General features: G+C 40.8%; 43 protein-coding genes. All 43 read left to right on the plus strand.

Annotation, left to right across the window (positions count from 1 at the left end; genetic code table 11):
• Nucleotides 1-24 precede the first annotated feature (24 nt).
• Nucleotides 25-423, plus strand: a complete 399-nt coding sequence (gene spx / locus M1F37_RS07185) for a transcriptional regulator Spx (RefSeq protein ID WP_000591165.1) — start codon at nt 25-27, stop codon at nt 421-423.
• A gap of 63 nt (nt 424-486) precedes the next feature.
• A complete protein-coding gene (locus M1F37_RS07190; protein WP_000725153.1) occupies nt 487-1,056 on the plus strand; it encodes an SP0191 family lipoprotein in 570 nt (189 codons plus the stop codon).
• Nucleotides 1,057-1,142: 86 nt separating this feature from the next.
• A complete protein-coding gene (locus M1F37_RS07195) occupies nt 1,143-1,409 on the plus strand; it encodes an IreB family regulatory phosphoprotein (RefSeq protein WP_000507059.1) in 267 nt (88 codons plus the stop codon).
• Between the two features lie 3 nt (nt 1,410-1,412).
• Nucleotides 1,413-1,832 carry a Holliday junction resolvase RuvX gene (ruvX, locus tag M1F37_RS07200; protein ID WP_004239076.1) on the plus strand — a complete coding sequence of 140 codons (420 nt, stop codon included), beginning with the start codon at nt 1,413-1,415 and terminating at the stop codon, nt 1,830-1,832.
• Nucleotides 1,833-1,847: 15 nt separating this feature from the next.
• Entirely contained in the window at nt 1,848-2,153 is a 306-nt protein-coding gene (locus M1F37_RS07205) for a DUF1292 domain-containing protein (protein ID WP_000017620.1), read from the plus strand.
• A gap of 205 nt (nt 2,154-2,358) precedes the next feature.
• A complete protein-coding gene (locus tag M1F37_RS07210; RefSeq protein WP_247935297.1) occupies nt 2,359-3,609 on the plus strand; it encodes a folylpolyglutamate synthase/dihydrofolate synthase family protein in 1,251 nt (416 codons plus the stop codon).
• Between the two features lie 83 nt (nt 3,610-3,692).
• The gene (locus M1F37_RS07215) at nt 3,693-4,157 is read left to right on the plus strand and encodes an SP_0198 family lipoprotein (RefSeq protein ID WP_247935298.1); all 465 of its coding nucleotides are present in this window, start codon (nt 3,693-3,695) and stop codon (nt 4,155-4,157) included.
• Nucleotides 4,158-4,296: 139 nt separating this feature from the next.
• Nucleotides 4,297-5,829, plus strand: a complete 1,533-nt coding sequence (gene cls, locus M1F37_RS07220) for a cardiolipin synthase (protein WP_247935299.1) — start codon at nt 4,297-4,299, stop codon at nt 5,827-5,829.
• A 254-nt stretch (nt 5,830-6,083) separates the two neighbouring features.
• On the plus strand, nt 6,084-7,634 hold the full coding sequence (locus M1F37_RS07225) for a hypothetical protein (RefSeq protein ID WP_024056946.1): 1,551 nt from the start codon (nt 6,084-6,086) through the stop codon (nt 7,632-7,634).
• Between the two features lie 119 nt (nt 7,635-7,753).
• Nucleotides 7,754-9,961 carry an anaerobic ribonucleoside-triphosphate reductase gene (gene nrdD / locus M1F37_RS07230; RefSeq protein WP_049499511.1) on the plus strand — a complete coding sequence of 736 codons (2,208 nt, stop codon included), beginning with the start codon at nt 7,754-7,756 and terminating at the stop codon, nt 9,959-9,961.
• Nucleotides 9,962-9,972: 11 nt separating this feature from the next.
• Nucleotides 9,973-10,113 (plus strand): hypothetical protein, encoded by a 141-nt coding sequence (locus M1F37_RS07235; protein ID WP_000521618.1) that lies wholly within the window; start codon nt 9,973-9,975, stop codon nt 10,111-10,113.
• A gap of 43 nt (nt 10,114-10,156) precedes the next feature.
• Nucleotides 10,157-10,663 (plus strand): GNAT family N-acetyltransferase, encoded by a 507-nt coding sequence (locus M1F37_RS07240; RefSeq protein WP_049499475.1) that lies wholly within the window; start codon nt 10,157-10,159, stop codon nt 10,661-10,663.
• A complete protein-coding gene (nrdG, locus tag M1F37_RS07245; protein WP_001064217.1) occupies nt 10,656-11,246 on the plus strand; it encodes an anaerobic ribonucleoside-triphosphate reductase activating protein in 591 nt (196 codons plus the stop codon). The genes M1F37_RS07240 and nrdG overlap by 8 nt, the downstream gene beginning before the upstream one ends.
• A complete protein-coding gene (locus M1F37_RS07250) occupies nt 11,243-11,869 on the plus strand; it encodes a uridine kinase family protein (protein ID WP_049502628.1) in 627 nt (208 codons plus the stop codon). Before nrdG ends, M1F37_RS07250 begins: the two co-directional genes overlap by 4 nt.
• A 244-nt stretch (nt 11,870-12,113) precedes the next feature.
• On the plus strand, nt 12,114-12,422 hold the full coding sequence (gene rpsJ / locus M1F37_RS07255; RefSeq protein ID WP_001284513.1) for a 30S ribosomal protein S10: 309 nt from the start codon (nt 12,114-12,116) through the stop codon (nt 12,420-12,422).
• A gap of 215 nt (nt 12,423-12,637) precedes the next feature.
• Entirely contained in the window at nt 12,638-13,264 is a 627-nt protein-coding gene (gene rplC / locus M1F37_RS07260) for a 50S ribosomal protein L3 (protein ID WP_000160196.1), read from the plus strand.
• Between the two features lie 24 nt (nt 13,265-13,288).
• The gene (gene rplD, locus M1F37_RS07265; protein WP_000024549.1) at nt 13,289-13,912 is read left to right on the plus strand and encodes a 50S ribosomal protein L4; all 624 of its coding nucleotides are present in this window, start codon (nt 13,289-13,291) and stop codon (nt 13,910-13,912) included.
• Nucleotides 13,912-14,208: a 50S ribosomal protein L23 gene (locus tag M1F37_RS07270; RefSeq protein WP_001055347.1), complete on the plus strand. Its 297-nt coding sequence runs from the start codon at nt 13,912-13,914 to the stop codon at nt 14,206-14,208. The genes rplD and M1F37_RS07270 overlap by 1 nt, the downstream gene beginning before the upstream one ends.
• 17 nt (nt 14,209-14,225) lie before the next feature.
• Nucleotides 14,226-15,059 (plus strand): 50S ribosomal protein L2, encoded by an 834-nt coding sequence (gene rplB, locus M1F37_RS07275; RefSeq protein ID WP_050076028.1) that lies wholly within the window; start codon nt 14,226-14,228, stop codon nt 15,057-15,059.
• A 103-nt stretch (nt 15,060-15,162) separates the two neighbouring features.
• The gene (rpsS, locus tag M1F37_RS07280; protein ID WP_000533766.1) at nt 15,163-15,444 is read left to right on the plus strand and encodes a 30S ribosomal protein S19; all 282 of its coding nucleotides are present in this window, start codon (nt 15,163-15,165) and stop codon (nt 15,442-15,444) included.
• 11 nt (nt 15,445-15,455) lie between these two features.
• On the plus strand, nt 15,456-15,800 hold the full coding sequence (rplV, locus tag M1F37_RS07285; RefSeq protein ID WP_000818137.1) for a 50S ribosomal protein L22: 345 nt from the start codon (nt 15,456-15,458) through the stop codon (nt 15,798-15,800).
• Nucleotides 15,801-15,812: 12 nt separating this feature from the next.
• On the plus strand, nt 15,813-16,466 hold the full coding sequence (gene rpsC / locus M1F37_RS07290; RefSeq protein WP_000529936.1) for a 30S ribosomal protein S3: 654 nt from the start codon (nt 15,813-15,815) through the stop codon (nt 16,464-16,466).
• A 3-nt stretch (nt 16,467-16,469) separates the two neighbouring features.
• Complete coding sequence (gene rplP, locus M1F37_RS07295; protein ID WP_000960948.1) at nt 16,470-16,883, plus strand: 50S ribosomal protein L16; 414 nt, start codon at nt 16,470-16,472, stop codon at nt 16,881-16,883.
• 9 nt (nt 16,884-16,892) lie between these two features.
• A complete protein-coding gene (rpmC, locus tag M1F37_RS07300) occupies nt 16,893-17,099 on the plus strand; it encodes a 50S ribosomal protein L29 (protein ID WP_000772918.1) in 207 nt (68 codons plus the stop codon).
• Between the two features lie 24 nt (nt 17,100-17,123).
• Nucleotides 17,124-17,384 (plus strand): 30S ribosomal protein S17, encoded by a 261-nt coding sequence (gene rpsQ, locus M1F37_RS07305; RefSeq protein WP_000440801.1) that lies wholly within the window; start codon nt 17,124-17,126, stop codon nt 17,382-17,384.
• 25 nt (nt 17,385-17,409) lie between these two features.
• A complete protein-coding gene (gene rplN, locus M1F37_RS07310; protein WP_002928796.1) occupies nt 17,410-17,778 on the plus strand; it encodes a 50S ribosomal protein L14 in 369 nt (122 codons plus the stop codon).
• Nucleotides 17,779-17,850: 72 nt separating this feature from the next.
• Nucleotides 17,851-18,156 (plus strand): 50S ribosomal protein L24, encoded by a 306-nt coding sequence (gene rplX / locus M1F37_RS07315; RefSeq protein WP_000497691.1) that lies wholly within the window; start codon nt 17,851-17,853, stop codon nt 18,154-18,156.
• Between the two features lie 23 nt (nt 18,157-18,179).
• Complete coding sequence (gene rplE / locus M1F37_RS07320; RefSeq protein WP_000013542.1) at nt 18,180-18,722, plus strand: 50S ribosomal protein L5; 543 nt, start codon at nt 18,180-18,182, stop codon at nt 18,720-18,722.
• 17 nt (nt 18,723-18,739) lie between these two features.
• Nucleotides 18,740-18,925 carry a type Z 30S ribosomal protein S14 gene (locus tag M1F37_RS07325; protein WP_001085697.1) on the plus strand — a complete coding sequence of 62 codons (186 nt, stop codon included), beginning with the start codon at nt 18,740-18,742 and terminating at the stop codon, nt 18,923-18,925.
• A gap of 180 nt (nt 18,926-19,105) precedes the next feature.
• Nucleotides 19,106-19,504 carry a 30S ribosomal protein S8 gene (rpsH, locus tag M1F37_RS07330; RefSeq protein ID WP_000245504.1) on the plus strand — a complete coding sequence of 133 codons (399 nt, stop codon included), beginning with the start codon at nt 19,106-19,108 and terminating at the stop codon, nt 19,502-19,504.
• A 191-nt stretch (nt 19,505-19,695) separates the two neighbouring features.
• On the plus strand, nt 19,696-20,232 hold the full coding sequence (rplF, locus tag M1F37_RS07335; RefSeq protein WP_247935300.1) for a 50S ribosomal protein L6: 537 nt from the start codon (nt 19,696-19,698) through the stop codon (nt 20,230-20,232).
• A gap of 83 nt (nt 20,233-20,315) precedes the next feature.
• Nucleotides 20,316-20,672, plus strand: a complete 357-nt coding sequence (gene rplR, locus M1F37_RS07340) for a 50S ribosomal protein L18 (protein WP_000624044.1) — start codon at nt 20,316-20,318, stop codon at nt 20,670-20,672.
• 17 nt (nt 20,673-20,689) lie between these two features.
• On the plus strand, nt 20,690-21,184 hold the full coding sequence (rpsE, locus tag M1F37_RS07345; RefSeq protein ID WP_000874202.1) for a 30S ribosomal protein S5: 495 nt from the start codon (nt 20,690-20,692) through the stop codon (nt 21,182-21,184).
• 13 nt (nt 21,185-21,197) lie between these two features.
• Nucleotides 21,198-21,380, plus strand: a complete 183-nt coding sequence (gene rpmD / locus M1F37_RS07350) for a 50S ribosomal protein L30 (protein ID WP_000057241.1) — start codon at nt 21,198-21,200, stop codon at nt 21,378-21,380.
• A gap of 144 nt (nt 21,381-21,524) precedes the next feature.
• On the plus strand, nt 21,525-21,965 hold the full coding sequence (gene rplO / locus M1F37_RS07355; RefSeq protein WP_247935301.1) for a 50S ribosomal protein L15: 441 nt from the start codon (nt 21,525-21,527) through the stop codon (nt 21,963-21,965).
• A 12-nt stretch (nt 21,966-21,977) separates the two neighbouring features.
• Entirely contained in the window at nt 21,978-23,288 is a 1,311-nt protein-coding gene (secY, locus tag M1F37_RS07360; protein WP_000465402.1) for a preprotein translocase subunit SecY, read from the plus strand.
• A 149-nt stretch (nt 23,289-23,437) separates the two neighbouring features.
• Nucleotides 23,438-24,076, plus strand: a complete 639-nt coding sequence (locus M1F37_RS07365; protein WP_001050445.1) for an adenylate kinase — start codon at nt 23,438-23,440, stop codon at nt 24,074-24,076.
• A 116-nt stretch (nt 24,077-24,192) separates the two neighbouring features.
• Entirely contained in the window at nt 24,193-24,411 is a 219-nt protein-coding gene (gene infA / locus M1F37_RS07370; RefSeq protein ID WP_001029883.1) for a translation initiation factor IF-1, read from the plus strand.
• 24 nt (nt 24,412-24,435) lie between these two features.
• Nucleotides 24,436-24,552 (plus strand): 50S ribosomal protein L36, encoded by a 117-nt coding sequence (gene rpmJ / locus M1F37_RS07375; protein WP_001808836.1) that lies wholly within the window; start codon nt 24,436-24,438, stop codon nt 24,550-24,552.
• Nucleotides 24,553-24,569: 17 nt separating this feature from the next.
• Nucleotides 24,570-24,935: a 30S ribosomal protein S13 gene (gene rpsM, locus M1F37_RS07380; RefSeq protein WP_000090781.1), complete on the plus strand. Its 366-nt coding sequence runs from the start codon at nt 24,570-24,572 to the stop codon at nt 24,933-24,935.
• Nucleotides 24,936-24,952: 17 nt separating this feature from the next.
• Complete coding sequence (gene rpsK / locus M1F37_RS07385; RefSeq protein WP_001118385.1) at nt 24,953-25,336, plus strand: 30S ribosomal protein S11; 384 nt, start codon at nt 24,953-24,955, stop codon at nt 25,334-25,336.
• Nucleotides 25,337-25,378: 42 nt separating this feature from the next.
• The gene (locus tag M1F37_RS07390) at nt 25,379-26,314 is read left to right on the plus strand and encodes a DNA-directed RNA polymerase subunit alpha (RefSeq protein ID WP_000568988.1); all 936 of its coding nucleotides are present in this window, start codon (nt 25,379-25,381) and stop codon (nt 26,312-26,314) included.
• Between the two features lie 11 nt (nt 26,315-26,325).
• On the plus strand, nt 26,326-26,712 hold the full coding sequence (rplQ, locus tag M1F37_RS07395; protein ID WP_000331493.1) for a 50S ribosomal protein L17: 387 nt from the start codon (nt 26,326-26,328) through the stop codon (nt 26,710-26,712).
• Nucleotides 26,713-26,985: the final 273 nt, after the last annotated feature.

The raw sequence follows: 26,985 nt of genomic DNA on the forward strand, positions 1-26,985 counted from the left end.
ACATGTAGCGAAAGGGGTAGGTACATGATTAAAATTTATACAGTCTCAAGTTGTACTAGCTGTAAAAAAGCAAAAACCTGGCTCAATGCCCACCAGTTAAGTTATAAAGAACAAAACCTTGGTAAAGAAGGAATTACGAGAGAAGAATTACTGGATATTCTAACCAAAACAGATAACGGAATAGCCAGCATCGTTTCGTCTAAAAATCGCTATGCCAAAGCCCTTGGAGTGGATATTGAAGATTTGAGTGTCAACGAAGTCCTCAATCTGATTATGGAAACACCGAGAATTTTAAAGAGCCCAATCCTTGTAGATGAAAAACGCCTGCAAGTTGGCTATAAGGAAGATGATATTCGTGCCTTCCTACCACGCTCTGTCCGTAATGTAGAAAATGCAGAAGCACGTTTGCGTGCAGCTCTATAAACATCAAGGCTGGGAGCAACTCCCAGTCTTATTTTAATTTAAAAAAAAAGAAAGAAGAAAGAAATGAAAAAAATAGTTCTTGTTAGTCTAGCTTTCCTTTTTGTCCTAGTTGGTTGCGGACAGAAAAAAGAAACTGGAACAGCTACAAAAACAGAAAAGGATACGCTTCAGTCGGCATTGCCAGTTATTGAGAATGCTGAGAAGAATACAGTTGTGACCAAGACTTTGGTCTTGCCCAAGTCAGATGATGGTAGCCAGCAAACCCAAACCATTACATACAAGGACAAGACTTTTTTGAGCTTAACGATTCAACAAAAACGTCCAGTTTCTGATGAGTTGAAGACTTATATCGACCAACATGGAGTGGAAGAAACTCAAAAAGCTCTTCTCGAGGCAGAGGAGAAGGATGAGGCTATTATAGAAGCTCGTAAATTAGCAGGATTTAAGCTTGAAACCAAACTATTGAGCGCAACCGAACTTCAAACAACGACTAGTTTTGATTTTCAAGTTTTGGATGTCAAGAAGGCTTCTCAGTTAGAATATTTGAAGAACATTGGTTTAGAAAATCTCTTGAAAAATGAACCAAGCAAATATATTTCAGACAGATTGGCAAATGGTGCGACAGAACAATAGAAAATCCAAATAAATAGACTGCCTGATTTGTAGAAGGTAAGGAATTATGCTATAATGGTACTATTCTAAGGAAAGAGGGTGTTAGAATGGGATTTACTGAAGAAACAGTACGTTTTAAATTGGACGATTCCAATAAAAAAGAAATTAGCGAAACTTTGACTGATGTCTATGCTTCTTTGAACGATAAGGGCTACAACCCAATTAACCAAATCGTAGGTTACGTATTGAGTGGAGACCCTGCCTACGTTCCTCGTTATAATAATGCACGAAATCAAATCCGTAAGTATGAGCGTGATGAAATCGTTGAAGAATTGGTCCGCTACTACCTCAAAGGACAAGGAGTCGATCTATAACCTATGAGAATTATGGGATTGGACGTCGGTTCAAAAACGGTAGGGGTGGCCATTAGCGATCCGCTTGGTTTTACAGCTCAAGGACTTGAAATCATCCAAATCAATGAGGAGCAAGGCCAATTTGGTTTTGACCGCGTTAAGGAGTTGGTTGATACTTACAAGGTGGAACGATTTGTAGTGGGCTTGCCTAAAAACATGAACAATACAAGCGGACCGCGCGTGGAAGCTAGTCAAGCCTACGGAGCAAAGCTAGAAGAGCTTTTTGGTTTACCAGTAGACTATCAAGATGAACGCTTGACAACAGTTGCCGCAGAGCGCATGTTGATTGAACAAGCAGATATTAGTCGCAATAAGCGCAAGAAAGTTATTGATAAGTTAGCAGCTCAGCTGATTTTACAAAATTATTTAGATAGAAAATTTTAATACAAAGGAGAGGCTATGTCACACGATCATAACCACGACCACGAAGAACGTGAATTAATTACACTAGTAGATGAGCAAGGAAATGAAACCTTGTTTGAAATCCTTTTGACCATTGACGGAAAAGAAGAATTTGGTAAAAACTATGTTCTTCTAGTACCAGTTAACGCAGAAGAAGACGAAGACGGACAAGTTGAAATCCAAGCTTACTCATTCATCGAAAACGAAGATGGAACAGAAGGTGAATTGCAACCAATCCCAGAAGACTCAGAAGACGAATGGAACATGATTGAAGAAGTCTTCAACAGCTTTATGGAGGAGTAAACACGTCCAGTGGACGTGTTTAGCCCTGCGCTAGAAATTAGAAACGCAGGCACATCCAGTGGATGTTTTTAGCCCACGTTAACTTCATAGTAGCTAGTTATTAGCTAACCAAGTGAGAGGTCGGGACGAAAATCCTGGCCTCGTTTTTGTTAGTTATGAGACTTTATTGAGGCAGTTGATTGAACCTGTAATTAAGGAGATGTATATGTTTGAAGTAGAAGAATGGCTCCATAGTCGGATTGGTTTGAATTTTCGATCAGGTTTGGGCCGAATGCAACAAGCGGTGGATTTGTTGGGGAATCCCGGGAAGTCTTATCCTATTATCCATGTAACCGGGACTAATGGGAAAGGATCTACTATTGCTTTTATGAGGGAGTTATTTATGGGGCATGGCAAAAAAGTTGCGACCTTTACTTCCCCTCATATCGTCTCTATCAATGATCGAATCTGCATTAATGGACAACCTATAGCTGATGCAGACTTCATCCGTTTGGCTAATCAGGTCAAGGAGATGGAGAAAACGCTTCTGCAAACCCATGATCAGTTGTCCTTTTTTGAATTGCTGACCTTGATTGCTTTTCTTTATTTTAGAGAGCAAGCGGTGGATTTGCTTTTACTAGAAGTGGGAATTGGTGGTTTACTAGACACGACCAATGTGGTAACTGGAGAGATTGCTGTCATCACTTCCATCGGACTTGATCATCAGGAGACTCTGGGTGACAGTATAGCAGCAATTGCAGAGCAGAAAGCTGGTATTTTTAAGGCTGGTAAAAAGGCAGTACTTGCGAAGTTGCCTTCAGAAGCTAGGCTTGTTTGTCAGAAAAAAGCAGAATCTTTAGCTGTTGACCTTTATCAGGCAGGTCAGGATTTTTCAATGCTGAATGGGGATTTTTCAAGCTCTTTGGCTAACCTTTCACAGTTGAAAATAGGCTTGGAAGGAGCTTATCAGCAGGAAAATGCGGCCTTGGCGCTACAAACGTTTCTTCTCTTTATGAGAGAAGGAAAGGAAGCTGTTGATGAACAGGTTGTAAGACAGGCTTTGGAGAAGACCCATTGGGCTGGGCGTTTGGAGCGTATTCGTCCTCAAATTTACTTGGACGGTGCTCATAACCTCCCTGCCTTGACTCGCTTGGTTGAATTTACTAAAGAAAAAGAGCAGGAAGGATATCGTCCTCAAATCCTATTTGGAGCCTTGAAAAGGAAGGATTATCAAGGGATGTTGGCTTATCTGACTGAAAAATTGCCTCAGGTGGAACTCAAGGTGACCGGATTTGACTATCAAGGTTCTTTGGATGAGACAGATATAACAGGTTACGATATAGTTCCTTCCTATCGCGAATTTATCAGTGGTTTTGAAGAAAGAGCTGACGCGCAGGATTTGCTGTTCGTTACAGGTTCTCTCTACTTTATCTCAGAAGTACGGGGCTATCTACTGGGGCATGAGCAGATAAATTGATCTCCTTTTTTGAACTTGTTATACTAGGGGAACTACCAGTTAGAAGAAAATTCTCTAAATTGGTAGCAGAAAGGAAATTCATCATGAAATTAAAAACATTCACACTTTCTCTTGCTTCTCTAGCAAGTCTTAGTCTCTTAGTAGCTTGTTCACAAAGAGCTCAACAGGTTCAACAACCATCAGCTCAACCGCAAACTCAACAAACTCAGCAATCACAACCTGTTGCTTCATCGTCTACAGAAAATACAAACCAGCCAGCAACAAGTTCTTCACAAAATGCGCCTGAGGCTCAACCAACCAATATTGATGGAACTTATACCGGTCAGGACGAAGGAGACCGCATCACTTTAGTGGTAACTGGAACAACTGGTACATGGACACAGGTAGAAACTGACGGAGATCAAGAAATCAAACAGGTTAGCTTCGACGCCACTAATCAACGCATGATTATTGGGGATGATGTCAAGATTTATGCAATCAATGGAAATCAGATGATTATTGACGATATGGATAGAGAAGCATCTGATCGCATCGTTTTATCAAAATAGATTAGAAGGAGACTGGTTTTTTCGGTCTCTTTTATGATTACTCAGAAAAATGATTATAAATACTTGCCTTCTAGCTAATACCTGCGTTATACTAGTATCAATTACCTGTTTTTAGCATTCAAAATATCAAGGAGGGGATATGAAATATAGGAAATTTCAATTATTGATGTCCAAGTATGGCTTTAGCCTTTCGATTATGCTACTAGAACTTTCTCTTGTTTTTGGTCTCTTTCTTTATTTAGGGCGCATGGCTCCTATTCTATGGGTAATTGTCTTGATCTTTATGAGTATGGCGACTATTGTCGCAATTGTTAATCGCTCCATGGCGCCTGAAAGCAAAGTAATGTGGTTAGTGGTGACTTTTGTTCCTGTTATTGGTCCTTTGCTCTATCTGATGTTTGGTGAAAGGCGATTGTCCAAAAAAGAAATCAAGCAGTTGGACAAACTTGGTTCCATGCATTTTCGGGAGGACAACAGTAAAGCTCTCCGCCAGAAATTGAAGGAAGATGATAAGGCGGCTTACGGAGTTATCAAATCGTTGTTGAGTATGGATAACAATGCCGATGTCTATGATCGAACAGATTCACAATTTTTTCCTTCAGGTGAAAGCATGTGGCAACATATGCTGGAAGACCTCAAGAAAGCTGAAAAGTTTATCTTTCTAGAATATTATATTGTCGAAGAAGGTCTGATGTGGAATAGTATACTAGATATACTAGAGCAAAAGGCAGCTCAGGGTATCGAGGTCAAGATGCTCTATGATGATATCGGCTGTATGGCGACTTTACCTGGAGATTATACCATTCAGCTTCGTAGTCGAGGAATTGAAGCCCATAAGTTTAACAAGGTGATTCCTCGTTTGACGGTAGCTTACAATAATCGAGACCATCGTAAAATCCTTGTCATAGATGGTCAGGTAGCTTATACAGGAGGGATTAACTTAGCCGATGAATACATCAACCATGTGGAACGTTTTGGCTATTGGAAGGATAGTGGGATTCGCTTAGATGGCCCTGGTGTCAAGGCTCTCACCCGTCTCTTTTTGATGACTTGGTACATTAATCGTGGGGAAATCAGCGATTTTGACCAGTATCACTTGGAAAATCAGCCTTGTTCTGGCCAAGGGCTCTGCATTCCTTACGGTAGTGGACCCAAGCCCATCTTCCGTACTCAGGTAGGGAAAAAAGTTTATCAAAGTTTGATTAATCAGGCTACTGATTCAGTCTATATCACAACCCCCTATTTGATTATTGACTATGATTTAACTGAGAGTATTAAAAATGCAGCCATGAGAGGTGTTGATGTCCGCATCGTGACTCCTTTCATTCCGGATAAAAAATTAATCCAGCTCATAACAAGAGGGGCCTATCCGGATTTGTTGTCAGCAGGAGTAAGGATTTTTGAGTATAGTCCAGGCTTTATCCACAGTAAACAAATCCTAGTGGATAAGGACTTTGCTGCAGTTGGAACAATTAATTTAGATTATAGAAGTTTGCTTCATCACTATGAAGATGCAGTTTTGCTATATAAAACGGCATCAATCACAGAGATTCAAAAAGATTTTGAGGAGATTTTTTCAGTATCTCAAGAAATTTTCCCTCATACGATAAAAAATAGCTGGTATCAAAAATTGATTAAGGAAATTGCCCAGTTATTTGCCCCAATCTTATAAGAAATCTAGGACTTAGGACACAACCCAGTCCTATTTTTCTTGCCTTTTACGAATAGAAAGATAGAGGGGGAATGATGCTGACTCAGAAAGAATTGGATTATATCATGTCATTTAAACAGACGCATTTACACCGATTTCGGGAAATTGAAACCTTTGTGAAACTATGCAAAAAATCACTCAAACAGCCATCGCAAGCTGACAATTTTAGGTTTTTTTGATATACTAAGACAGATAAATTGAATAGGAGAAACGACATGGCTGTATATGGCAGAATCGAAGAAGTATCCGAAACGATACAGAGTAATGACATTGAAAATAGATTGGATAGGAACCTTGAATCTCATGTAGAAAAAGAAGAACAGGTAGCTTTCCCGTTTTTCAGACTCATCATTGGAAGTACGATTGCAACGTTTTTTTCTGTGGTGATACCTTTACTTTTAGATATGGTAAGTCCCTCTCAGGCGCAGGATTTGTATATAGGGTGGGCTTGGCATCAGGGAGGACAGCTCTACAGTAGCTATTATGCTAGTCACGGTCTTATTTATTACTTGCTACTTTACATCACCCAAGGAGGCATTCTTTTTGCCTTGGTAGAATGGCTAGCCCTCTTAGGAGGAGGTTATTTCCTCTTTTCTTCAACTGACTATCTGACGGGACAAAGGGAGCAAGCCAAGCAACTCTTAACCATATTTTATATTTTGGTATCCGGTCTCGGTTTTGGAGGAGGATATGCTACGATTTTAGCTTTGCCATTTCTGTTTGCAGGATTTTCGTTCATAGCAGCTTATCTATCAAATCCTAACCATGACAAGGGATTTCTACGTCTGGGGATTTTCTTGGCCCTATCATTTTTCATAGAGCCTCTTACAAGTCTTTTCTTTATTGCAGTAGTAACGATTGGTTTATTTGTCTTTAATGTTGGGCATGGCCGCCTTGCTCATGGAGTTTATCAGTTTTTTGCAGCAGCACTTGGCTTTTCTCTCATCTTTTACCCAGTAGGATATTATGTTCTTGCTTCAGGTGGTTTTGGAGAGGCTCTAGGGAGTCTTTTATATCCGATTGATTCCCTTCAGGTCTTGAATCCTCAACTAATGGATAATGTTGTATTCTATGGTTTGTTGACCTTTGGTTTAGGAGCTCTCTTCCTTGTTTTTCTAGGATTGTTCCAATCAAAGGCATCAAGATTATATGTTATTTCAGTACCAGCTAGTTTTACTTTCTTATTTGTATTAGCCTTGTTGCTTTTTTCTCAAGAACCTCTTCACGGTTCGCGTTTGATTCTAATCCTTCCATTTTTACTCCTTCTTTTGATGACCAGTATTCGTGGGAAACATTCAGCTAGAGGAGCTCGTCGTCGGAGAAGAGAGGAAGTTCCTACTCTATGGAAAAAATTCATGAAAGGGAATCTCTACTTACCGATCCTAGTGGTGGTTTATCTGATTGCAATTCCTTTTGTAGCTCGTTTTGTCTTGCATCCAGCTTCTTATAGAGAACAACATCAAGTGGTAGATAGAGTCAAACAAGAGACGAGTGATGGTGACCAAATCTATATTTGGGATTCACATGTTCAAATGTATAAAGAAAGCCAGCGTTTGGCTGGATCCATGTTCCCATCGCCTCTTCTTTACACGAGTACAGAAGAGAATAAAACTAGTTTACTCAATGACTTGAAAGAAAACCAACCTAAGGTGATTGTGGTGAACGATAAGGTAGCAGTCTGGTCTGAAGTGGAGACACTCTTAAAAGAAAATTACCAACCAGTAAAGACTGATTACTCAGAGTTTAAAGTCTATAAAATTAAATAACTAAATCAATATCTTGTGTATTTTTAAAAATTTTAGGATTTTTAACACAAGATATTGATTTTTCTTTTTAGAGTGGTATAATACTTTTTAGAAAGAACATTTTAGAAAAGAGCATGCATATGATTGCACTAGAAGAAAAAATTACAATTTTGCCAACTCTCTTCGTTGAAAAACGAGATGGGAGACGTGTTGTATTTGATGTGGACAAGATTGACAAGGCTCTCCACAAGGCGGCTGACAAGGTTATGGATGTGACACCCCTGGTCGAAAAACGCCTCAATGCTCTGACCGAGCGAATTGTCACAGAAATTCATAGTCGCTTTCCACAGGGGGTTAAGATTTACGAAATTCAAAATATCGTAGAACATGAACTCCTTGAAGCCAAAGAATATGCGCTAGCTGAGGAGTATATTACTTATCGGACACAAAGGGATTTTGAGCGTTCAAAAGCGACAGATATCAACTTTAGCATCCATAAACTTCTCAACAAAGACCAGGCCGTTGTCAATGAAAATGCTAATAAAGACAGCGATGTCTTTAATACCCAGCGTGATTTGACAGCGGGCATCGTTGGAAAATCAATCGGACTGCAAATGCTTCCTAAGCATGTAGCCAATGCCCACCAAAAGGGGGATATCCACTATCACGATTTGGACTACAGTCCCTATACACCTATGACCAACTGCTGTTTGATTGATTTCAAGGGGATGTTGGAGAATGGTTTTAAGATTGGAAATGCGGAGGTGGAGAGTCCTAAGTCTATCCAGACTGCGACAGCTCAGATTTCCCAAATCATTGCCAACGTTGCTTCTAGCCAGTATGGGGGCTGTTCAGCTGACCGTATCGATGAAGTCTTGGCGCCTTATGCAGAGAAGAATTATCAAAAACACCTTAAGGATGCGGAAGAGTGGGTCTTACCTGACAAACGGGAAGATTACGCTTGGAAGAAAACCCAAAAAGACATCTATGATGCCATGCAATCTCTCGAGTATGAAATTAATACTCTCTTCACTTCAAATGGACAAACCCCCTTTACTTCACTAGGTTTTGGTCTAGGGACAAGTCGTTTTGAACGAGAAATTCAAAAAGCTATCTTGACCATCCGAATCAAGGGACTTGGTTCAGAACACCGCACAGCTATCTTCCCTAAACTTATCTTTACGCTTAAAAGAGGCCTTAACTTGGAAGAAGGGACTCCCAACTACGACATCAAACAGTTGGCCCTCGAGTGTGCAACCAAGCGGATGTATCCAGATGTCTTGTCCTATGATAAGATTATCGAGTTGACTGGTTCTTTCAAGGTTCCTATGGGCTGCCGTTCGTTCCTCCAAGGATGGAAAGACGAGAATGGTGTAGAAGTTAATTCAGGTCGGATGAATCTAGGTGTTGTGACGGTCAATCTTCCTCGCATTGCCCTCGAGTCTGAGGGTAACATGACCAAGTTCTGGGAAATCTTCAATGAGCGTATGAATATCGCAGAAGATGCTCTGGTTTACCGTGTCGAACGTACTAAAGAAGCGACACCAGCCAATGCTCCTATCCTCTATCAGTACGGTGCTTTTGGCCATCGTCTAGGTAAAGAAGAAAGTGTTGACCAGCTCTTTAAGAATCGTCGTGCAACCGTTTCGTTGGGTTACATCGGTTTGTACGAGGTAGCGACAGTCTTCTTTGGAAATAGCTGGGAACACAATCCAGAAGCCAAGGAATTCACGCTGGATATCATTCGTGATATGAAACGCCGGGTGGAAGAGTGGTCAGATCAATATGGCTATCATTTCTCTATCTACTCAACACCGTCTGAAAGTTTGACAGATCGTTTCTGCCGACTAGACACAGAGAAGTTTGGCTCTATTCCTGATATCACAGACAAGGAATACTACACCAATTCTTTCCACTACGATGTTCGTAAAAATCCAACCCCGTTTGAAAAATTGGACTTTGAGAAAGTCTATCCAGAAGCGGGTGCGTCAGGTGGTTTCATTCATTATTGTGAGTACCCAGTCCTTCAGCAAAATCCAAAGGCCCTGGAAGCTGTCTGGGACTATGCCTATGACCGTGTCGGCTATCTAGGAACCAATACTCCGATTGACCGTTGCTACAAGTGTGATTTTGAAGGGGATTTTGAACCAACTGAGAGAGGGTTTGCTTGTCCAAACTGTGGCAATAGTGACCCTAAAACAGTAGACGTGGTCAAACGTACGTGTGGTTATCTAGGCAATCCTCAAGCGAGACCGATGGTCAACGGCCGTCACAAGGAAATCGCTGCGCGTGTCAAACACATGAATGGCTCAACGATTAAAATAGCTGGCCATCAAGTAACAAATTAGAAAGAAATGAAATGGGAAAATATCAATTAGATGATAAAGGGCGCGCACAAGTGACCCGTTATCACGAGAAACACTCTAAAGGTGGAGCTGGTAAGAAAGAACGCTTGCTCAACCTCAGAGAACAATTTTTAAACAAGAATAAGAAAAAATAAAAGTGAGAGTCAACTCTCGCTTTTCTCTTAGTGGGAGGTAAGGATGGAACTACGCAGACCAAGATTAGCAGATAAGAAGGCTGTTATAGATATGATGGAGGAATTTGAAAAATATCAGTCGCCTCACGACGGTGGTTTCTGGGATACAGAGAATTTTTCCTATGAAGACTGGTTGGAAACAAATATGCAAAAAGAGATGGGAATTAACTTGCCTGAAAATCGTGTTCCTTCTATTCAATTTGTATCATTTGATGATGTAGGTCGTGCTCTAGGATTTTTGAATCTGCGATTGAGACTGAATGAGGGACTGCTGAATTATGCAGGGAATATAGGCTATTCTATCCGACCGTCTGAAAGAGGCAAAGGTTATGCTAAAGAAACTCTCCGACAAGGTTTACAACTGGCTAAGGCAAAGAACATTAAGAAAGCTCTTGTGACCTGTAGCGTGAATAATCCTGCTAGCAGAGCAGTCATTTTAGCAAATGGTGGGCTCCTTGAGGATGTTCGTGATGGTGTAGAGCGTTATTGGATAGAGGTAGCGAATGAATAATCCAAAACCACAAGAATGGAAAAGCGAGGAACTCAGTCAAGGGCGTATCATTGACTACAAGGCTTTTAACTTTGTGGATGGAGAAGGTGTGCGGAATTCCCTCTATGTATCAGGCTGCATGTTTCACTGTGAGGGGTGCTATAATGTAGCTACCTGGTCCTTCAATGCTGGCATTCCCTATACAGCAGAATTAGAAGAACAGATCATGGCAGACCTTGCCCAGCCCTATGTTCAAGGATTGACCTTGCTGGGAGGGGAACCTTTTCTCAATACTGGCATTCTTTTGCCACTCGTGAAGCGTATTCGGAAAGAATTGCCAGATAAGGATATCTGGTCCTGGACGGGCTATACATGGGAAGAAATGATGTTGGAAACTCCAGATAAACTGGAACTATTGTCGTTAATTGACATCCTTGTCGATGGACGGTATGACCGAACTAAGAGAAATCTCATGCTCCAGTTTCGAGGTTCGTCCAATCAACGCATCATCGATGTGCAAAAATCACTCAAAAGTGGGCAAGTAGTGATTTGGGACAAGCTCAATGATGGAAAAGAAAGCTATGAACAGGTGAAGAGAGAGTGAAGAAAAAAGACTTAATAGAAGAACTGGTCTCAGAAATAAAAGCAGGAAAAGTCAAGACACTGGGAATATACGGTCATGGTGCTTCAGGTAAATCGACCTTTGCAGAGGAATTGTACCAAGCTTTAGATTCTACTACAGTAAATTTGCTAGAAACAGATCCTTATATCACCTCTGGACGCCATCTGGTAGTACCAAAGGACGCGCCGAATCAAAAGGTGACAGCCTGTCTTCCAGTGGCGCATGAACTGGCGAGTTTGCAGCGAGATATTCTGGCCTTACAGGCGGGTATGGATATCTTAACAATTGAAGAACCTTGGAAGGCTAGTGAGGTCTTGTCTGGAGCAAAACCAATTCTGATTGTCGAAGGGATGTCTGTTGGCTTTTTACCCAAAGAACTCTTTGACAAAACTATCTGTTTCTACACGGATGAGGACACCGAATTAAAGTGGCGCCTAGCTCGAGATACGACTGTGAGAAATCGTGATGCATCCTTTATATTGGCTAGTCATCAGATGAGACGGGAGCAGTATCTGCAATACTATAAAGAAACTGAGTCTAAGGCGGATATCTTAGTGGACCAATCAGAAGGCAAACTTGAGCTCAAGAGAACTCAATTTATATAGAAGAAAATCCCTAATTCTAGAAAGAAAAAATAGGAAAACATTTTCATGTTAAAAATTTTAAAAAACAGCAACAAATCCCTTGCAATCGCAGGGGCTTTGTGTTATTCTATTATGGTGCTGTAAATTACAGCCTTAGCTTTGATGCAAGAGGTTGCGACACGCTCGGTTGCATTGCCACGCAACACCGCGTCGGTTTTCTTGTGGAGCTAGCCTATTATCTTAAATAGACGAAAAGGAGAAAAAGATGGCAAACAAAAAAATCCGTATCCGTTTGAAAGCTTACGAACACCGTACGCTTGACACAGCGGCTGCAAAAATCGTAGAATCAGCTACTCGTACAGGTGCACAAGTTGCGGGTCCAATCCCACTTCCAACTGAACGTAGCCTCTACACAATCATTCGTGCGACTCACAAATACAAAGACTCTCGCGAACAATTTGAAATGCGTACACACAAACGTTTGATCGATATCGTTAACCCAACTCAAAAAACAGTTGATGCTTTGATGAAATTGGATCTTCCAAGTGGTGTAAACGTAGAAATCAAACTTTAATCTAAAATATAAAAGAGCAAAAGCTGGTGTTTCAATTGAATTGAACACGGGCTAAACTCGGTGTGAAAAAGATAAACTTCCTAGTGTCTGCAAGACACTGCGTCAGTTTCCTATTTTCACTTAGAGTTTGACGCCCTTTGTATCTTAGACTTGAGCATAAAAAACGCTCGTTAAAAACTTTTTGAATAAAAATATAGAAAAGGAACTATTTTCTCATGACAAAAGGAATCTTAGGGAAAAAAGTGGGAATGACTCAAATCTTCACTGAAGCTGGCGAATTGATCCCTGTAACAGTTATTGAAGCAACTCCAAACGTTGTTCTTCAAGTTAAAACTGTTGAAACAGACGGATACAACGCTATCCAAGTTGGTTTTGATGACAAACGCGAAGTATTGAGCAACAAACCTGCTAAAGGACATGTAGCGAAAGCTAACACGGCTCCTAAGCGCTTCATTCGTGAATTCAAAAACGTTGAAGGCTTGGAAGTTGGTGCTGAAATCACAGTTGAAACATTCGCAGCTGGAGACGTTGTTGACGTAACTGGTACTTCTAAAGGTAAAGGTTTCCAAGGTGTTATCAAGCGCCACGGACAATCACGTGGACCAATGGCTCACGGTTCTCGTTACCACCGTCGTCCAGGTTCTATGGGACCTGTTGCACCTAACCGCGTATTCAAAGGTAAAAACCTTGCAGGACGTATGGGTGGTGACCGCGTAACAATTCAAAACCTTGAAGTTGTACAAGTTATTCCAGAAAAGAACGTTATCCTTATCAAAGGTAACGTACCAGGTGCTAAGAAATCTCTTATCACTATCAAGTCAGCAGTTAAAGCTGGTAAATAATAAGGAAAGGGGAATACAGTCAAAATGGCAAATGTAACATTATTCGACCAAACTGGTAAACAAGCGGGCGAAGTTGTTCTTAACGATGCAATCTTTGGTATCGAACCAAACCAATCTGTTGTGTTTGATGTGATCATCAGCCAACGTGCTAGCCTTCGTCAAGGAACTCACGCAGTTAAAAACCGCTCAGCTGTTTCAGGTGGCGGACGCAAACCATGGCGTCAAAAAGGAACTGGACGTGCTCGTCAAGGTTCTATCCGCTCTCCACAATGGCGTGGTGGTGGAATCGTCTTCGGACCAACTCCACGTAGCTATGCGTACAAACTTCCTCAAAAAGTTCGTCGCCTTGCGCTTAAATCTGTTTACTCAGAAAAAGTTGCTGAAAATAAATTTGTAGCCGTTGATTCTCTTGAATTTACAGCTCCAAAAACTGCTGAATTTGCAAAAGTTCTTGCAGCTTTGAGCATCGATTCTAAAGTCCTTGTTATTCTTGAAGAAGGAAACGAATTCGCAGCTCTCTCAGCTCGTAACCTTCCAAACGTGAAAGTTGCGACTGCTACAACTGCAAGTGTTCTTGACATCGCAAATAGTGACAAACTTCTTGTTACTCAAGCAGCTATCTCTAAAATCGAGGAGGTTCTTGCATAATGAATTTGTATGATGTTATCAAAAAACCTGTAATCACTGAAAGCTCAATGGCTCAACTTGAAGCAGGAAAATATGTATTTGAAGTTGACACTCGTGCACACAAACTTTTGATCAAGCAAGCTGTTGAAGCTGCTTTCGAAGGTGTTAAAGTTGCTAATGTTAACACAATCAACGTAAAACCAAAAGCTAAACGTGTTGGACGTTACACTGGTTTTACTAACAAAACTAAAAAAGCTATCATCACACTTACAGCTGATTCTAAAGCAATCGAGTTGTTTGCTGCTGAAGCTGAATAATCTAAGGAGGAAATATCGTGGGAATTCGTGTTTATAAACCAACAACAAACGGTCGCCGTAATATGACTTCTTTGGATTTCGCTGAAATCACAACAAGCACTCCTGAAAAATCATTGCTTGTTGCATTGAAGAGCAAGGCTGGTCGTAACAACAACGGTCGTATCACAGTTCGTCACCAAGGTGGTGGACACAAACGTTTCTACCGTTTGGTTGACTTCAAACGTAACAAAGACAATGTTGAAGCAGTTGTTAAAACAATCGAGTACGATCCAAACCGTTCTGCAAACATCGCTCTTATACACTACACTGACGGTGTGAAAGCATACATCATCGCTCCAAAAGGTCTTGAAGTAGGTCAACGTATCGTTTCAGGTCCAGAAGCAGATATCAAAGTCGGAAACGCTCTTCCACTTGCTAACATCCCAGTTGGTACTTTGATCCACAACATCGAGTTGAAACCTGGTCGTGGTGGTGAATTGGTACGTGCTGCTGGTGCATCTGCTCAAGTATTGGGTTCTGAAGGTAAATACGTTCTTGTTCGTCTTCAATCAGGTGAAGTTCGTATGATTCTTGGAACTTGCCGTGCTACAGTTGGTGTTGTCGGAAACGAACAACACGGACTTGTAAACCTTGGTAAAGCAGGACGTAGCCGTTGGAAAGGTATCCGCCCAACAGTTCGTGGTTCTGTAATGAACCCTAACGATCACCCACACGGTGGTGGTGAAGGTAAAGCACCAGTTGGTCGTAAAGCACCATCTACTCCATGGGGCAAACCTGCTCTTGGTCTTAAAACTCGTAACAAGAAAGCGAAATCTGACAAACTTATCGTTCGTCGTCGCAACGAGAAATAATATTAAACTAGTCGCTTAAGCAACTAGTAAATCCGCCAGCTCGGTAGCGCTCCATAGGAGCGCAAGCCGCTGTGGTACAACATTTAAAGGAGAAAATATAAAAATGGGACGCAGTCTTAAAAAAGGACCTTTCGTCGATGAGCATTTGATGAAAAAAGTTGAAGCTCAAGCTAACGACGAAAAGAAAAAAGTTATTAAAACTTGGTCACGTCGTTCAACGATCTTCCCAAGTTTCATTGGTTACACTATTGCAGTTTATGACGGACGTAAACACGTACCTGTTTACATCCAAGAAGACATGGTAGGTCACAAACTTGGTGAATTTGCACCAACTCGTACTTACAAAGGTCACGCTGCAGACGACAAGAAAACACGTAGAAAATAAGGAGAACATAAATGGCAGAAATTACTTCAGCTAAAGCAATGGCTCGTACAGTACGTGTTTCACCTCGTAAATCACGTCTTGTTCTTGATAACATCCGTGGTAAAAGCGTAGCCGATGCAATCGCAATCTTGACATTCACTCCAAACAAAGCTGCTGAAATCATCTTGAAAGTTTTGAACTCAGCTGTAGCTAACGCTGAAAACAACTTTGGTTTGGATAAAGCTAACTTGGTAGTATCTGAAGCATTCGCAAATGAAGGACCAACTATGAAACGTTTCCGTCCACGTGCGAAAGGTTCAGCTTCACCAATCAACAAACGTACAGCTCACATCACTGTAGCTGTTGCAGAAAAATAAGGAGGTAAAATCGTGGGTCAAAAAGTACATCCAATTGGTATGCGTGTCGGCATCATCCGTGATTGGGATGCCAAATGGTATGCTGAAAAAGAATACGCGGATTACCTTCATGAAGATCTTGCAATCCGTAAATTCGTTCAAAAAGAACTTGCTGACGCAGCTGTTTCAACTATTGAAATTGAACGCGCAGTAAACAAAGTTAACGTTTCACTTCACACTGCTAAACCAGGTATGGTTATCGGTAAAGGTGGTGCTAACGTTGATGCACTTCGTGCTAAACTTAACAAATTGACTGGAAAACAAGTACACATCAACATCATCGAAATCAAACAACCTGATTTGGATGCTCACCTTGTTGGTGAAGGAATTGCTCGTCAATTGGAGCAACGTGTTGCTTTCCGTCGTGCACAAAAACAAGCAATCCAACGTGCAATGCGTGCTGGAGCTAAAGGAATCAAAACTCAAGTATCAGGTCGTTTGAACGGTGCAGATATCGCCCGTGCTGAAGGATACTCTGAAGGAACTGTTCCACTTCACACACTTCGTGCAGATATCGATTATGCTTGGGAAGAAGCAGACACTACATACGGTAAACTTGGTGTTAAAGTATGGATCTACCGTGGTGAAGTTCTTCCAGCTCGTAAAAACACTAAAGGAGGTAAATAACCAATGTTAGTACCTAAACGTGTTAAACACCGTCGTGAATTCCGTGGTAAAATGCGCGGTGAAGCTAAAGGTGGAAAAGAAGTAGCATTCGGTGAATACGGTCTTCAAGCTACAACTAGCCACTGGATCACTAACCGCCAAATCGAGGCTGCTCGTATCGCCATGACTCGTTACATGAAACGTGGTGGTAAAGTTTGGATTAAAATCTTCCCACACAAATCATACACAGCAAAAGCTATCGGGGTTCGTATGGGATCTGGTAAAGGGGCACCTGAAGGTTGGGTAGCACCAGTTAAACGTGGTAAAGTAATGTTTGAAGTTGCTGGTGTATCTGAAGAGATCGCTCGCGAAGCGCTTCGTCTTGCAAGCCACAAGTTGCCAGTTAAATGTAAATTCGTAAAACGTGAAGCAGAATAAGGAGAAGGCATGAAACTTAATGAAGTAAAAGAATTTGTTAAAGAACTTCGTGGTCTTTCTCAAGAAGAACTCGCGAAGCGCGAAAACGAATTGAAAAAAGAATTGTTCGAACTTCGTTTCCAAGCTGCTACTGGTCAATTAGAACAAACAGCTCGCTTGAAAGAAGTTAAAAAACAAATCGCTCGTATTAAAACAGTTCAATCTGAAGCGAAATAATAGACTAGGGAAGGAGAAATTTCAATGGAACGCAATAATCGTAAAGTTCTTGTTGGACGTGTTGTATCTGACAAAATGGACAAGACAATCACAGTTGTAGTTGAAACAAAACGTAACCACCCAGTCTATGGTAAACGTATTAACTACTCTAAAAAATACAAAGCACATGATGAAAACAATGTTGCCAAAGAAGGCGATATCGTACGTATCATGGAAACTCGCCCGCTTTCAGCTACAAAACGTTTCCGTCTTGTAGAAGTTGTTGAAGAAGCGGTCATCATCTAATCAAACCTGAAAGGAGAAAACTGAAATGATTCAAACAGAAACTCGTTTGAAAGTCGCAGACAACAGCGGTGCTCGCGAAATCTTGACTATCAAAGTTCTTGGTGGTTCAGGACGTAAATTTGCAAACATCGGTGATGTTATTGTGGCATCTGTAAAACAAGCTACTCCTGGTGGTGCGGTTAAAAAAGGTGACGTTGTTAAAGCAGTTATCGTTCGTACTAAATCAGGTGCTCGTCGTGCTGATGGTTCATACATCAAATTTGACGAAAACGCAGCAGTTATCATCCGTGACGACAAAACTCCTCGCGGAACACGTATCTTTGGCCCAGTTGCACGTGAATTGCGTGAAGGTGGCTTCATGAAGATCGTGTCACTTGCTCCAGAAGTACTTTAATCAATAAAAACAAACACAGTCCCCTGGCTTAGCCAGGGTGCCCATTGGGCGTAAGAATAAAAGGAGAAAAAAATGTTTGTAAAAAAAGGCGACAAAGTTCGCGTAATCGCTGGTAAAGATAAGGGAACAGAAGCTGTTGTCCTTACTGCCCTTCCAAAAGTAAACAAAGTTATCGTTGAAGGTGTTAACATCGTTAAGAAACACCAACGTCCAACTAACGAGCTTCCTCAAGGTGGTATCATCGAGAAAGAAGCAGCCATCCACGTATCAAACGTTCAAGTATTGGACAAAAATGGTGTAGCTGGTCGTGTTGGTTACAAATTTGTAGACGGTAAAAAAGTTCGCTACAACAAAAAATCAGGCGAAGTGCTTGATTAATCACGAAGGAAAGGAGAAGTATAATGGCAAATCGTTTAAAAGAAAAATATCTTAATGAAGTAGTTCCTGCTTTGACAGAACAATTCAACTACTCATCAGTGATGGCTGTGCCTAAAGTAGATAAGATCGTTTTGAACATGGGTGTTGGTGAAGCTGTATCAAACGCTAAAAGCCTTGAAAAAGCTGCTGAAGAATTGGCACTTATCTCAGGTCAAAAACCACTTATCACTAAAGCTAAAAAATCAATCGCCGGCTTCCGTCTTCGTGAAGGTGTTGCGATCGGTGCAAAAGTTACCCTTCGTGGTGAACGTATGTACGAATTCTTGGATAAATTGGTGTCAGTTTCACTCCCACGTGTACGTGACTTCCACGGTGTTCCAACAAAATCATTTGACGGGCGCGGAAACTACACACTTGGTGTGAAAGAACAATTGATCTTCCCAGAAATCAACTTCGATGACGTTGACAAAACTCGTGGTCTTGACATCGTTATCGTAACAACTGCTAACACTGACGAAGAGTCACGTGCATTGCTTACAGGCCTTGGAATGCCTTTTGCAAAATAATATAGGAGGTAAATCTAATGGCTAAAAAATCAATGATTGCTAAGAACAAACGTCCAGCGAAGTTCTCTACTCAAGCTTATACTCGTTGTGAAAAATGTGGTCGTCCACATTCAGTTTACCGCAAATTTAAACTTTGCCGTGTTTGCTTCCGTGAATTAGCTTACAAAGGACAAATCCCAGGCGTTACTAAAGCATCTTGGTAATTCTAGCTTTCAATTCCGTTGTGATTCGTCGTTATCTGCTTTTGCCTAACTCAAGTTATGCCTGCAAGCAGATGCCTAGACTCACTTAGGAATTGAAACCTAGAAACATATTCTGAGCCTAGCTCAATCATTAACTAGCAAGTGCAACTTGCAAACTACTAGTAAGAGGAGAAAAACAAAATGGTTATGACTGACCCAATCGCAGACTTCCTAACTCGTATTCGTAACGCTAACCAAGCTAAACACGAAGTACTTGAAGTACCTGCATCAAACATTAAAAAAGGGATTGCTGAAATCCTTAAACGCGAAGGTTTTGTAAAAAACGTTGAAATCATCGAAGATGACAAACAAGGCATCATCCGTGTATTCCTTAAATACGGACCAAACGGTGAAAAAGTTATCACTAATTTGAAACGTGTTTCTAAACCAGGACTTCGTGTCTACAAAAAACGTGAAGACCTTCCAAAAGTTCTTAACGGACTTGGAATTGCTATCCTTTCAACTTCTGAAGGTTTGCTTACTGATAAAGAAGCACGCCAAAAGAATGTTGGTGGAGAAGTTATCGCTTACGTTTGGTAAAATCAAGATACAAAGCTCGTAAAGAACAAAGCAAAATTAGGAAGTTGGAGAAGTTTGTTTACAAACAAGCCAACTTATCTATTTTGCACAGTTCTTAGAGCGTGTTCAGTTCAGCTCTTGAACTAAATAAGTATCTGAACCCCGTGAAAACTGGCCGTTCTGGCCTGACAATTTAACAGGAGAAAATAAACATGTCACGTATTGGTAATAAAGTTATCGTGTTGCCTGCTGGTGTTGAACTCACTAACAATGACAACATCGTAACTGTAAAAGGACCTAAAGGAGAACTTACTCGTGAGTTCTCAAAAGATATTGAAATCCGTGTGGAAGGGACTGAAGTAACTCTTCACCGTCCAAACGATTCAAAAGAAATGAAAACTATCCACGGAACTACTCGTGCCCTTTTGAACAACATGGTTGTTGGTGTATCAGAAGGATTCAAGAAAGAACTTGAAATGCGCGGGGTTGGTTACCGTGCACAACTTCAAGGATCTAAACTTGTTTTGGCTGTTGGTAAATCTCATCCAGACGAAGTTGAAGCTCCAGAAGGAATTACTTTTGAACTTCCAAACCCAACAACAATCGTTGTTAGCGGAATTTCAAAAGAAGTAGTTGGTCAAACAGCTGCTTACGTACGTAGCCTTCGTTCACCAGAACCATATAAAGGTAAAGGTATCCGTTACGTTGGTGAATTCGTTCGCCGTAAAGAAGGTAAAACAGGTAAATAATGTTGAGTGGTTGATTCTCAATCACCAACCTATTTTCCAACTTTGTGCATAGCACACGATTTAAAACTAAAGAGGTGAAAACTGTGATTTCAAAACCAGATAAAAACAAACTCCGCCAAAAACGCCACCGTCGCGTTCGCGGAAAACTCTCTGGAACTGCTGATCGCCCACGTTTGAACGTATTCCGTTCTAATACAGGCATCTACGCTCAAGTGATTGATGACGTAGCGGGTGTAACGCTCGCAAGTGCTTCAACTCTTGACAAAGAAGTTTCAAAAGGAACTAAAACTGAACAAGCCGTTGCTGTCGGTAAACTCGTTGCAGAACGTGCAAACGCTAAAGGTATTTCAGAAGTGGTGTTCGACCGCGGTGGATATCTATATCACGGACGTGTGAAAGCTTTGGCTGATGCAGCTCGTGAAAACGGATTGAAATTCTAATAGGAGGACACTAGAAAATGGCATTTAAAGACAATGCAGTTGAATTAGAAGAACGCGTAGTTGCTGTCAACCGTGTTACAAAAGTTGTTAAAGGTGGACGTCGTCTTCGTTTCGCAGCTCTTGTTGTTGTTGGTGACCACAACGGTCGCGTAGGATTTGGTACTGGTAAAGCTCAAGAAGTTCCAGAAGCAATCCGTAAAGCAGTAGATGATGCTAAGAAAAACTTGATCGAAGTTCCTATGGTTGGAACAACAATCCCACACGAAGTTCTTTCAGAATTCGGTGGAGCTAAAGTATTGTTGAAACCTGCTGTAGAAGGTTCTGGAGTTGCCGCTGGTGGTGCAGTTCGTGCCGTTGTGGAATTGGCAGGTGTGGCAGATATTACATCTAAATCACTTGGTTCTAACACTCCAATCAACATTGTTCGTGCAACTGTTGAAGGTTTGAAACAATTGAAACGCGCTGAAGAAGTTGCTGCCCTTCGTGGTATTTCAGTTTCTGATTTGGCATAAGAAAGGGGATAAAATGGCTCAAATTAAAATTACTTTGACTAAGTCTCCAATCGGACGCATTCCATCACAACGTAAAACTGTTGTAGCACTTGGACTTGGCAAATTGAACAGCTCTGTTATTAAAGAAGATAACGCTGCTATCCGTGGTATGATCACTGCAGTATCTCACTTAGTAACAGTTGAAGAAGTAAACTAATGAATTTTTAGGGGATGTGCACTATACCATCCCCTAAAACTAGATATAGTCATCTATGATGACGTCGTATAGGCGAGTTGATGGGGGAGACAACCTTTTCTCCCTTATCGGCGCTAGCATTTTACAAAAGAGGAGAAAATAAAAATGAAACTTCATGAATTGAAACCTGCAGAAGGTTCTCGTAAAGTACGTAACCGCGTTGGTCGTGGTACTTCATCAGGTAACGGTAAAACATCTGGTCGTGGTCAAAAAGGTCAAAAAGCTCGTAGCGGTGGCGGAGTTCGCCTTGGTTTTGAAGGTGGACAAACTCCATTGTTCCGTCGTCTTCCAAAACGTGGATTCACTAACATCAACGCTAAAGAATACGCAATTGTGAACCTTGACCAATTGAACGTCTTTGAAGATGGTGCTGAAGTTACTCCAGTTGTTCTTATCGAAACAGGAATTGTTAAAGCTGAAAAATCAGGTGTTAAAATTCTTGGTAACGGTGAGTTGACTAAGAAATTGACTGTGAAAGCAGCTAAATTCTCTAAATCAGCTGAAGAAGCTATCACTGCTAAAGGTGGTTCAGTAGAAGTCATCTAAGAGAGGTGACCTATGTTTTTTAAATTATTAAGAGAAGCTCTTAAAGTCAAGCAGGTTCGATCAAAAATTTTATTCACAATTTTTATCGTTTTGGTTTTTCGTATTGGAACTAGCATTACAGTTCCTGGTGTGAATGCCAATAGCTTGAATGCTTTAAGTGGATTATCCTTCTTAAATATGTTGAGCTTGGTGTCAGGGAATGCCATGAAAAACTTCTCAGTTTTTGCTCTTGGTGTTAGCCCCTACATTACGGCCTCTATCGTTGTCCAACTCTTACAAATGGATATTTTACCCAAATTTGTAGAGTGGGGTAAACAAGGGGAAGTAGGTCGAAGAAAATTAAATCAAGCTACTCGTTATATTGCTCTTGTTTTAGCCTTTGTGCAATCTATCGGGATTACAGCTGGTTTTAATACTTTGGCTGGAGCTCAATTGTTGAAAACAGCTCTTACTCCACAAGTCTTTATCATGATTGGTATCATCTTAACAGCTGGTAGCATGATTGTTACGTGGTTAGGAGAGCAAATTACAGATAAGGGATACGGAAATGGTGTTTCTATGATTATCTTTGCGGGGATTGTTGCCTCAATTCCAGAGATGATTCAGGGCATCTATGTGGACTACTTTGTGAACGTTCCAAGTGACCGTATCAACTCATCTATTATTTTTGTAATCATTTTGATTATTACTGTATTGTTGATCATTTACTTTACAACTTATGTTCAACAAGCAGAATATAAAATTCCAATCCAATATACTAAGGTTGCACAAGGTGCTCCATCTAGCTCTTACCTTCCTTTGAAGGTAAACCCTGCTGGAGTTATCCCTGTCATCTTCGCAAGTTCGATTACTGCAGCGCCAGCAGCTATTCTTCAGTTTTTGAGTGCTACAGGTCATGATTGGGCTTGGGTAAGAACGGCACAAGAGATGCTGGCAACAACTTCACCAACTGGTATTGCCATGTATGCTTTGCTGATTATTCTCTTTACATTCTTCTATACGTTTGTACAGATTAATCCTGAAAAAGCAGCAGAGAACCTACAAAAGAGCGGTGCCTATATCCACGGAGTTCGTCCTGGTAAAGGTACAGAAGAATATATGTCTAAACTTCTTCGTCGTCTTGCAACTGTTGGTTCCCTATTCCTTGGTGTGATTTCTATTTTACCGATTGTAGCAAAAGATGTTTTCGGACTTTCAGAAGCAGTTGCTTTTGGAGGAACCAGTCTTTTGATCATTATCTCTACAGGTATTGAAGGTATCAAACAATTGGAAGGTTACCTATTGAAACGTAAGTATGTTGGTTTCATGGATAGAACAGAATAAAAGTATTTACGGAATCTGTAAATACTGAGGGAGTGGAGGTTTAACTCTAACATTAGTGAGAGTTTGGTCTCCCCTCTTCTATTTTGTTTTTAAATAGGGGTGAAAAGACTTTTTGCTTCTATTTAAAAATAAAATAAGGAGATCAGATCATGAATCTTTTGATTATGGGCTTACCTGGTGCAGGTAAGGGAACTCAAGCAGCAAAAATCGTAGAACAATTCCATGTTGCACATATCTCAACAGGTGATATGTTCCGCGCTGCAATGGCAAATCAAACTGAAATGGGTGTTCTTGCTAAGTCATACATTGACAAGGGTGAATTGGTTCCTGACGAAGTTACAAATGGAATCGTAAAAGAACGTCTTTCACAAGATGATATTAAAGAAACAGGATTCTTGTTGGATGGTTACCCACGTACAATCGAACAAGCTTATGCCTTGGATAAAACATTGGCTGAACTTGGCATTGAACTAGAAGGTGTTATCAATATTGAAGTGAATCCAGATAGCCTCTTGGAACGTTTGAGTGGCCGTATCATCCACCGCGTAACTGGAGAAACTTTCCACAAGGTCTTTAACCCACCAGTTGACTATAAAGAAGAAGATTACTACCAACGTGAAGATGATAAGCCTGAGACAGTAAAACGTCGCTTGGACGTTAATATTGCTCAAGGAGAACCAATCATTGCTCACTACCGTGCCAAAGGTTTGGTTCATGACATCGAAGGTAATCAAGATATCAATGATGTCTTCTCAGATATCGAAAAAGTATTGACAAATTTGAAATAAAGCGTTTTTCACACTTGCAAAAATCCGCTACAAATGTTATACTGAGATAGTCTGACTTATAATTGTTGTCTCTGTGTCTAGAGGCATCGAATCGAAATTTATGGAGGTGCTTTTGCGTGGCAAAAGACGATGTGATTGAAGTTGAAGGCAAAGTAGTTGATACAATGCCGAATGCAATGTTTACGGTTGAACTTGAAAATGGACATCAGATTTTAGCAACAGTTTCTGGTAAAATTCGTAAAAACTATATTCGTATTTTAGCGGGAGATCGTGTTACTGTCGAAATGAGTCCATATGACTTGACACGTGGACGTATCACTTACCGCTTTAAATAATCGAAAAACTTGGAGGGATAAGAAATGAAAGTAAGACCATCGGTCAAACCAATTTGCGAATACTGTAAAGTTATTCGTCGTAATGGTCGTGTTATGGTAATTTGCCCAGCAAATCCAAAACACAAACAACGTCAAGGATAAGATAGAAAGGAGAAAACATGGCTCGTATTGCTGGAGTTGACATTCCAAATGACAAACGCGTAGTAATCTCATTGACTTATGTTTATGGTATCGGACTTGCAACATCTAAGAAAATTTTGGCTGCTGCTGGAATCTCAGAAGATGTTCGTGTACGTGATCTTACATCAGATCAAGAAGATGCTATCCGTCGTGAAGTGGATGCAATCAAAGTTGAAGGTGACCTTCGTCGTGAAGTAAACTTGAACATCAAACGTTTGATGGAAATCGGTTCATACCGTGGTATCCGTCACCGTCGTGGACTTCCTGTCCGTGGACAAAACACTAAAAACAACGCTCGCACTCGTAAAGGTAAAGCTGTTGCGATCGCTGGTAAGAAAAAATAATATAGGAGGTAAAAGTCTTGGCTAAACCAACACGTAAACGTCGTGTGAAAAAGAATATCGAATCTGGTATTGCTCATATTCACGCTACATTTAATAACACTATTGTTATGATTACTGATGTGCATGGTAATGCAATTGCTTGGTCATCAGCTGGTGCTCTTGGTTTCAAAGGTTCTCGTAAATCTACACCATTCGCTGCTCAAATGGCTTCTGAAGCTGCTGCTAAATCTGCACAAGAACACGGTCTTAAATCAGTTGAAGTTACTGTAAAAGGTCCAGGTTCTGGTCGTGAGTCAGCTATTCGTGCGCTTGCTGCCGCTGGTCTTGAAGTAACAGCAATTCGTGATGTGACTCCAGTGCCACACAATGGTGCTCGTCCTCCAAAACGTCGCCGTGTATAATCATCGCATTACACTGCTTTTCGTTTAAGAGGGAGTAACTAAATGATCGAGTTTGAAAAACCAAATATAACAAAAATTGATGAAAATAAAGATTATGGCAAGTTTGTAATCGAACCACTTGAACGTGGCTACGGTACAACTCTTGGTAACTCTCTTCGTCGTGTACTTCTAGCTTCTCTACCAGGAGCAGCTGTGACATCTATCAACATTGATGGTGTGTTACATGAGTTTGACACAGTTCCAGGTGTTCGTGAAGACGTGATGCAAATCATTCTGAACATTAAAGGAATTGCAGTGAAATCGTACGTTGAAGACGAAAAAATCATCGAACTAGATGTTGAAGGTCCTGCTGAAGTAACAGCTGGTGACATTTTGACAGATAGCGATATTGAAATTGTAAATCCAGATCATTATCTCTTTACAATCGGTGAAGGTTCTTCTCTAAAAGCGACTATGACTGTTAACAGTGGTCGTGGATATGTACCTGCTGATGAAAATAAAAAAGATAATGCACCAGTTGGAACACTTGCTGTAGATTCTATTTATACACCAGTTACAAAAGTCAACTATCAAGTGGAACCTGCTCGTGTAGGTAGCAATGATGGATTTGACAAATTAACCCTTGAAATCTTAACTAATGGAACAATTATTCCAGAAGATGCTTTAGGGCTTTCAGCACGTATTTTGACAGAACATCTTGATTTGTTTACAAATCTTACTGAGATTGCTAAGTCAACTGAAGTGATGAAAGAAGCTGACACTGAATCTGACGACCGTATTTTGGATCGTACGATTGAGGAACTGGACTTGTCTGTGCGTTCATACAACTGTTTGAAACGTGCCGGTATCAATACTGTGCATGATTTGACAGAAAAATCTGAAGCAGAGATGATGAAAGTACGAAATCTTGGACGCAAGAGTTTGGAAGAAGTGAAACTCAAACTCATCGATTTGGGTCTTGGATTAAAAGATAAATAAAGGAGGAATACATGGCTTACCGTAAACTAGGACGCACTAGCTCACAACGTAAAGCAATGCTTCGCGATTTGACAACTGACCTTTTGATCAACGAATCAATCGTGACAACTGAAGCTCGTGCTAAAGAAATCCGTAAAACTGTTGAAAAAATGATTACTCTAGGTAAACGTGGTGATTTGCATGCACGTCGTCAAGCAGCTGCTTTCGTACGTAATGAAATCGCATCTGAAAACTATGATGAAGCAACTGACAAGTACACTTCTACTACAGCACTTCAAAAATTGTTCTCAGAAATCGCACCTCGTTATGCTGAACGTAACGGTGGATACACTCGTATCCTTAAAACTGAACCACGTCGTGGTGATGCAGCGCCAATGGCGATCATCGAATTAGTATAAAATCATCAATTTTGTTGAGTGTTATGATGATGGAGTCTTGTGCTCTTAGTCTAGCTCTGGTCTACCGCTAGGATTTCGGTCCTAGCGGGAACACTCATCATAAGTTGGGATAGTAGACGCTTGTTTACGAAATTGTTTTTTGCTTAAGAACAACTTCGTAAGCAGGCGTTTTTGAGTATTTTAGTTAGAATTATGCGGCTCTTTGTCAACTGTAGTGGGTTGAAGAAAAGCTAAGATCGAGAAAGGACAAATTTCGTCCTTTCTTTTTTGATA

It is taken from the genome of Streptococcus mitis, assembly GCF_023109105.1.
In the GTDB taxonomy this organism is placed as follows: Bacteria; Bacillota; Bacilli; order Lactobacillales; family Streptococcaceae; genus Streptococcus; species Streptococcus mitis_BW.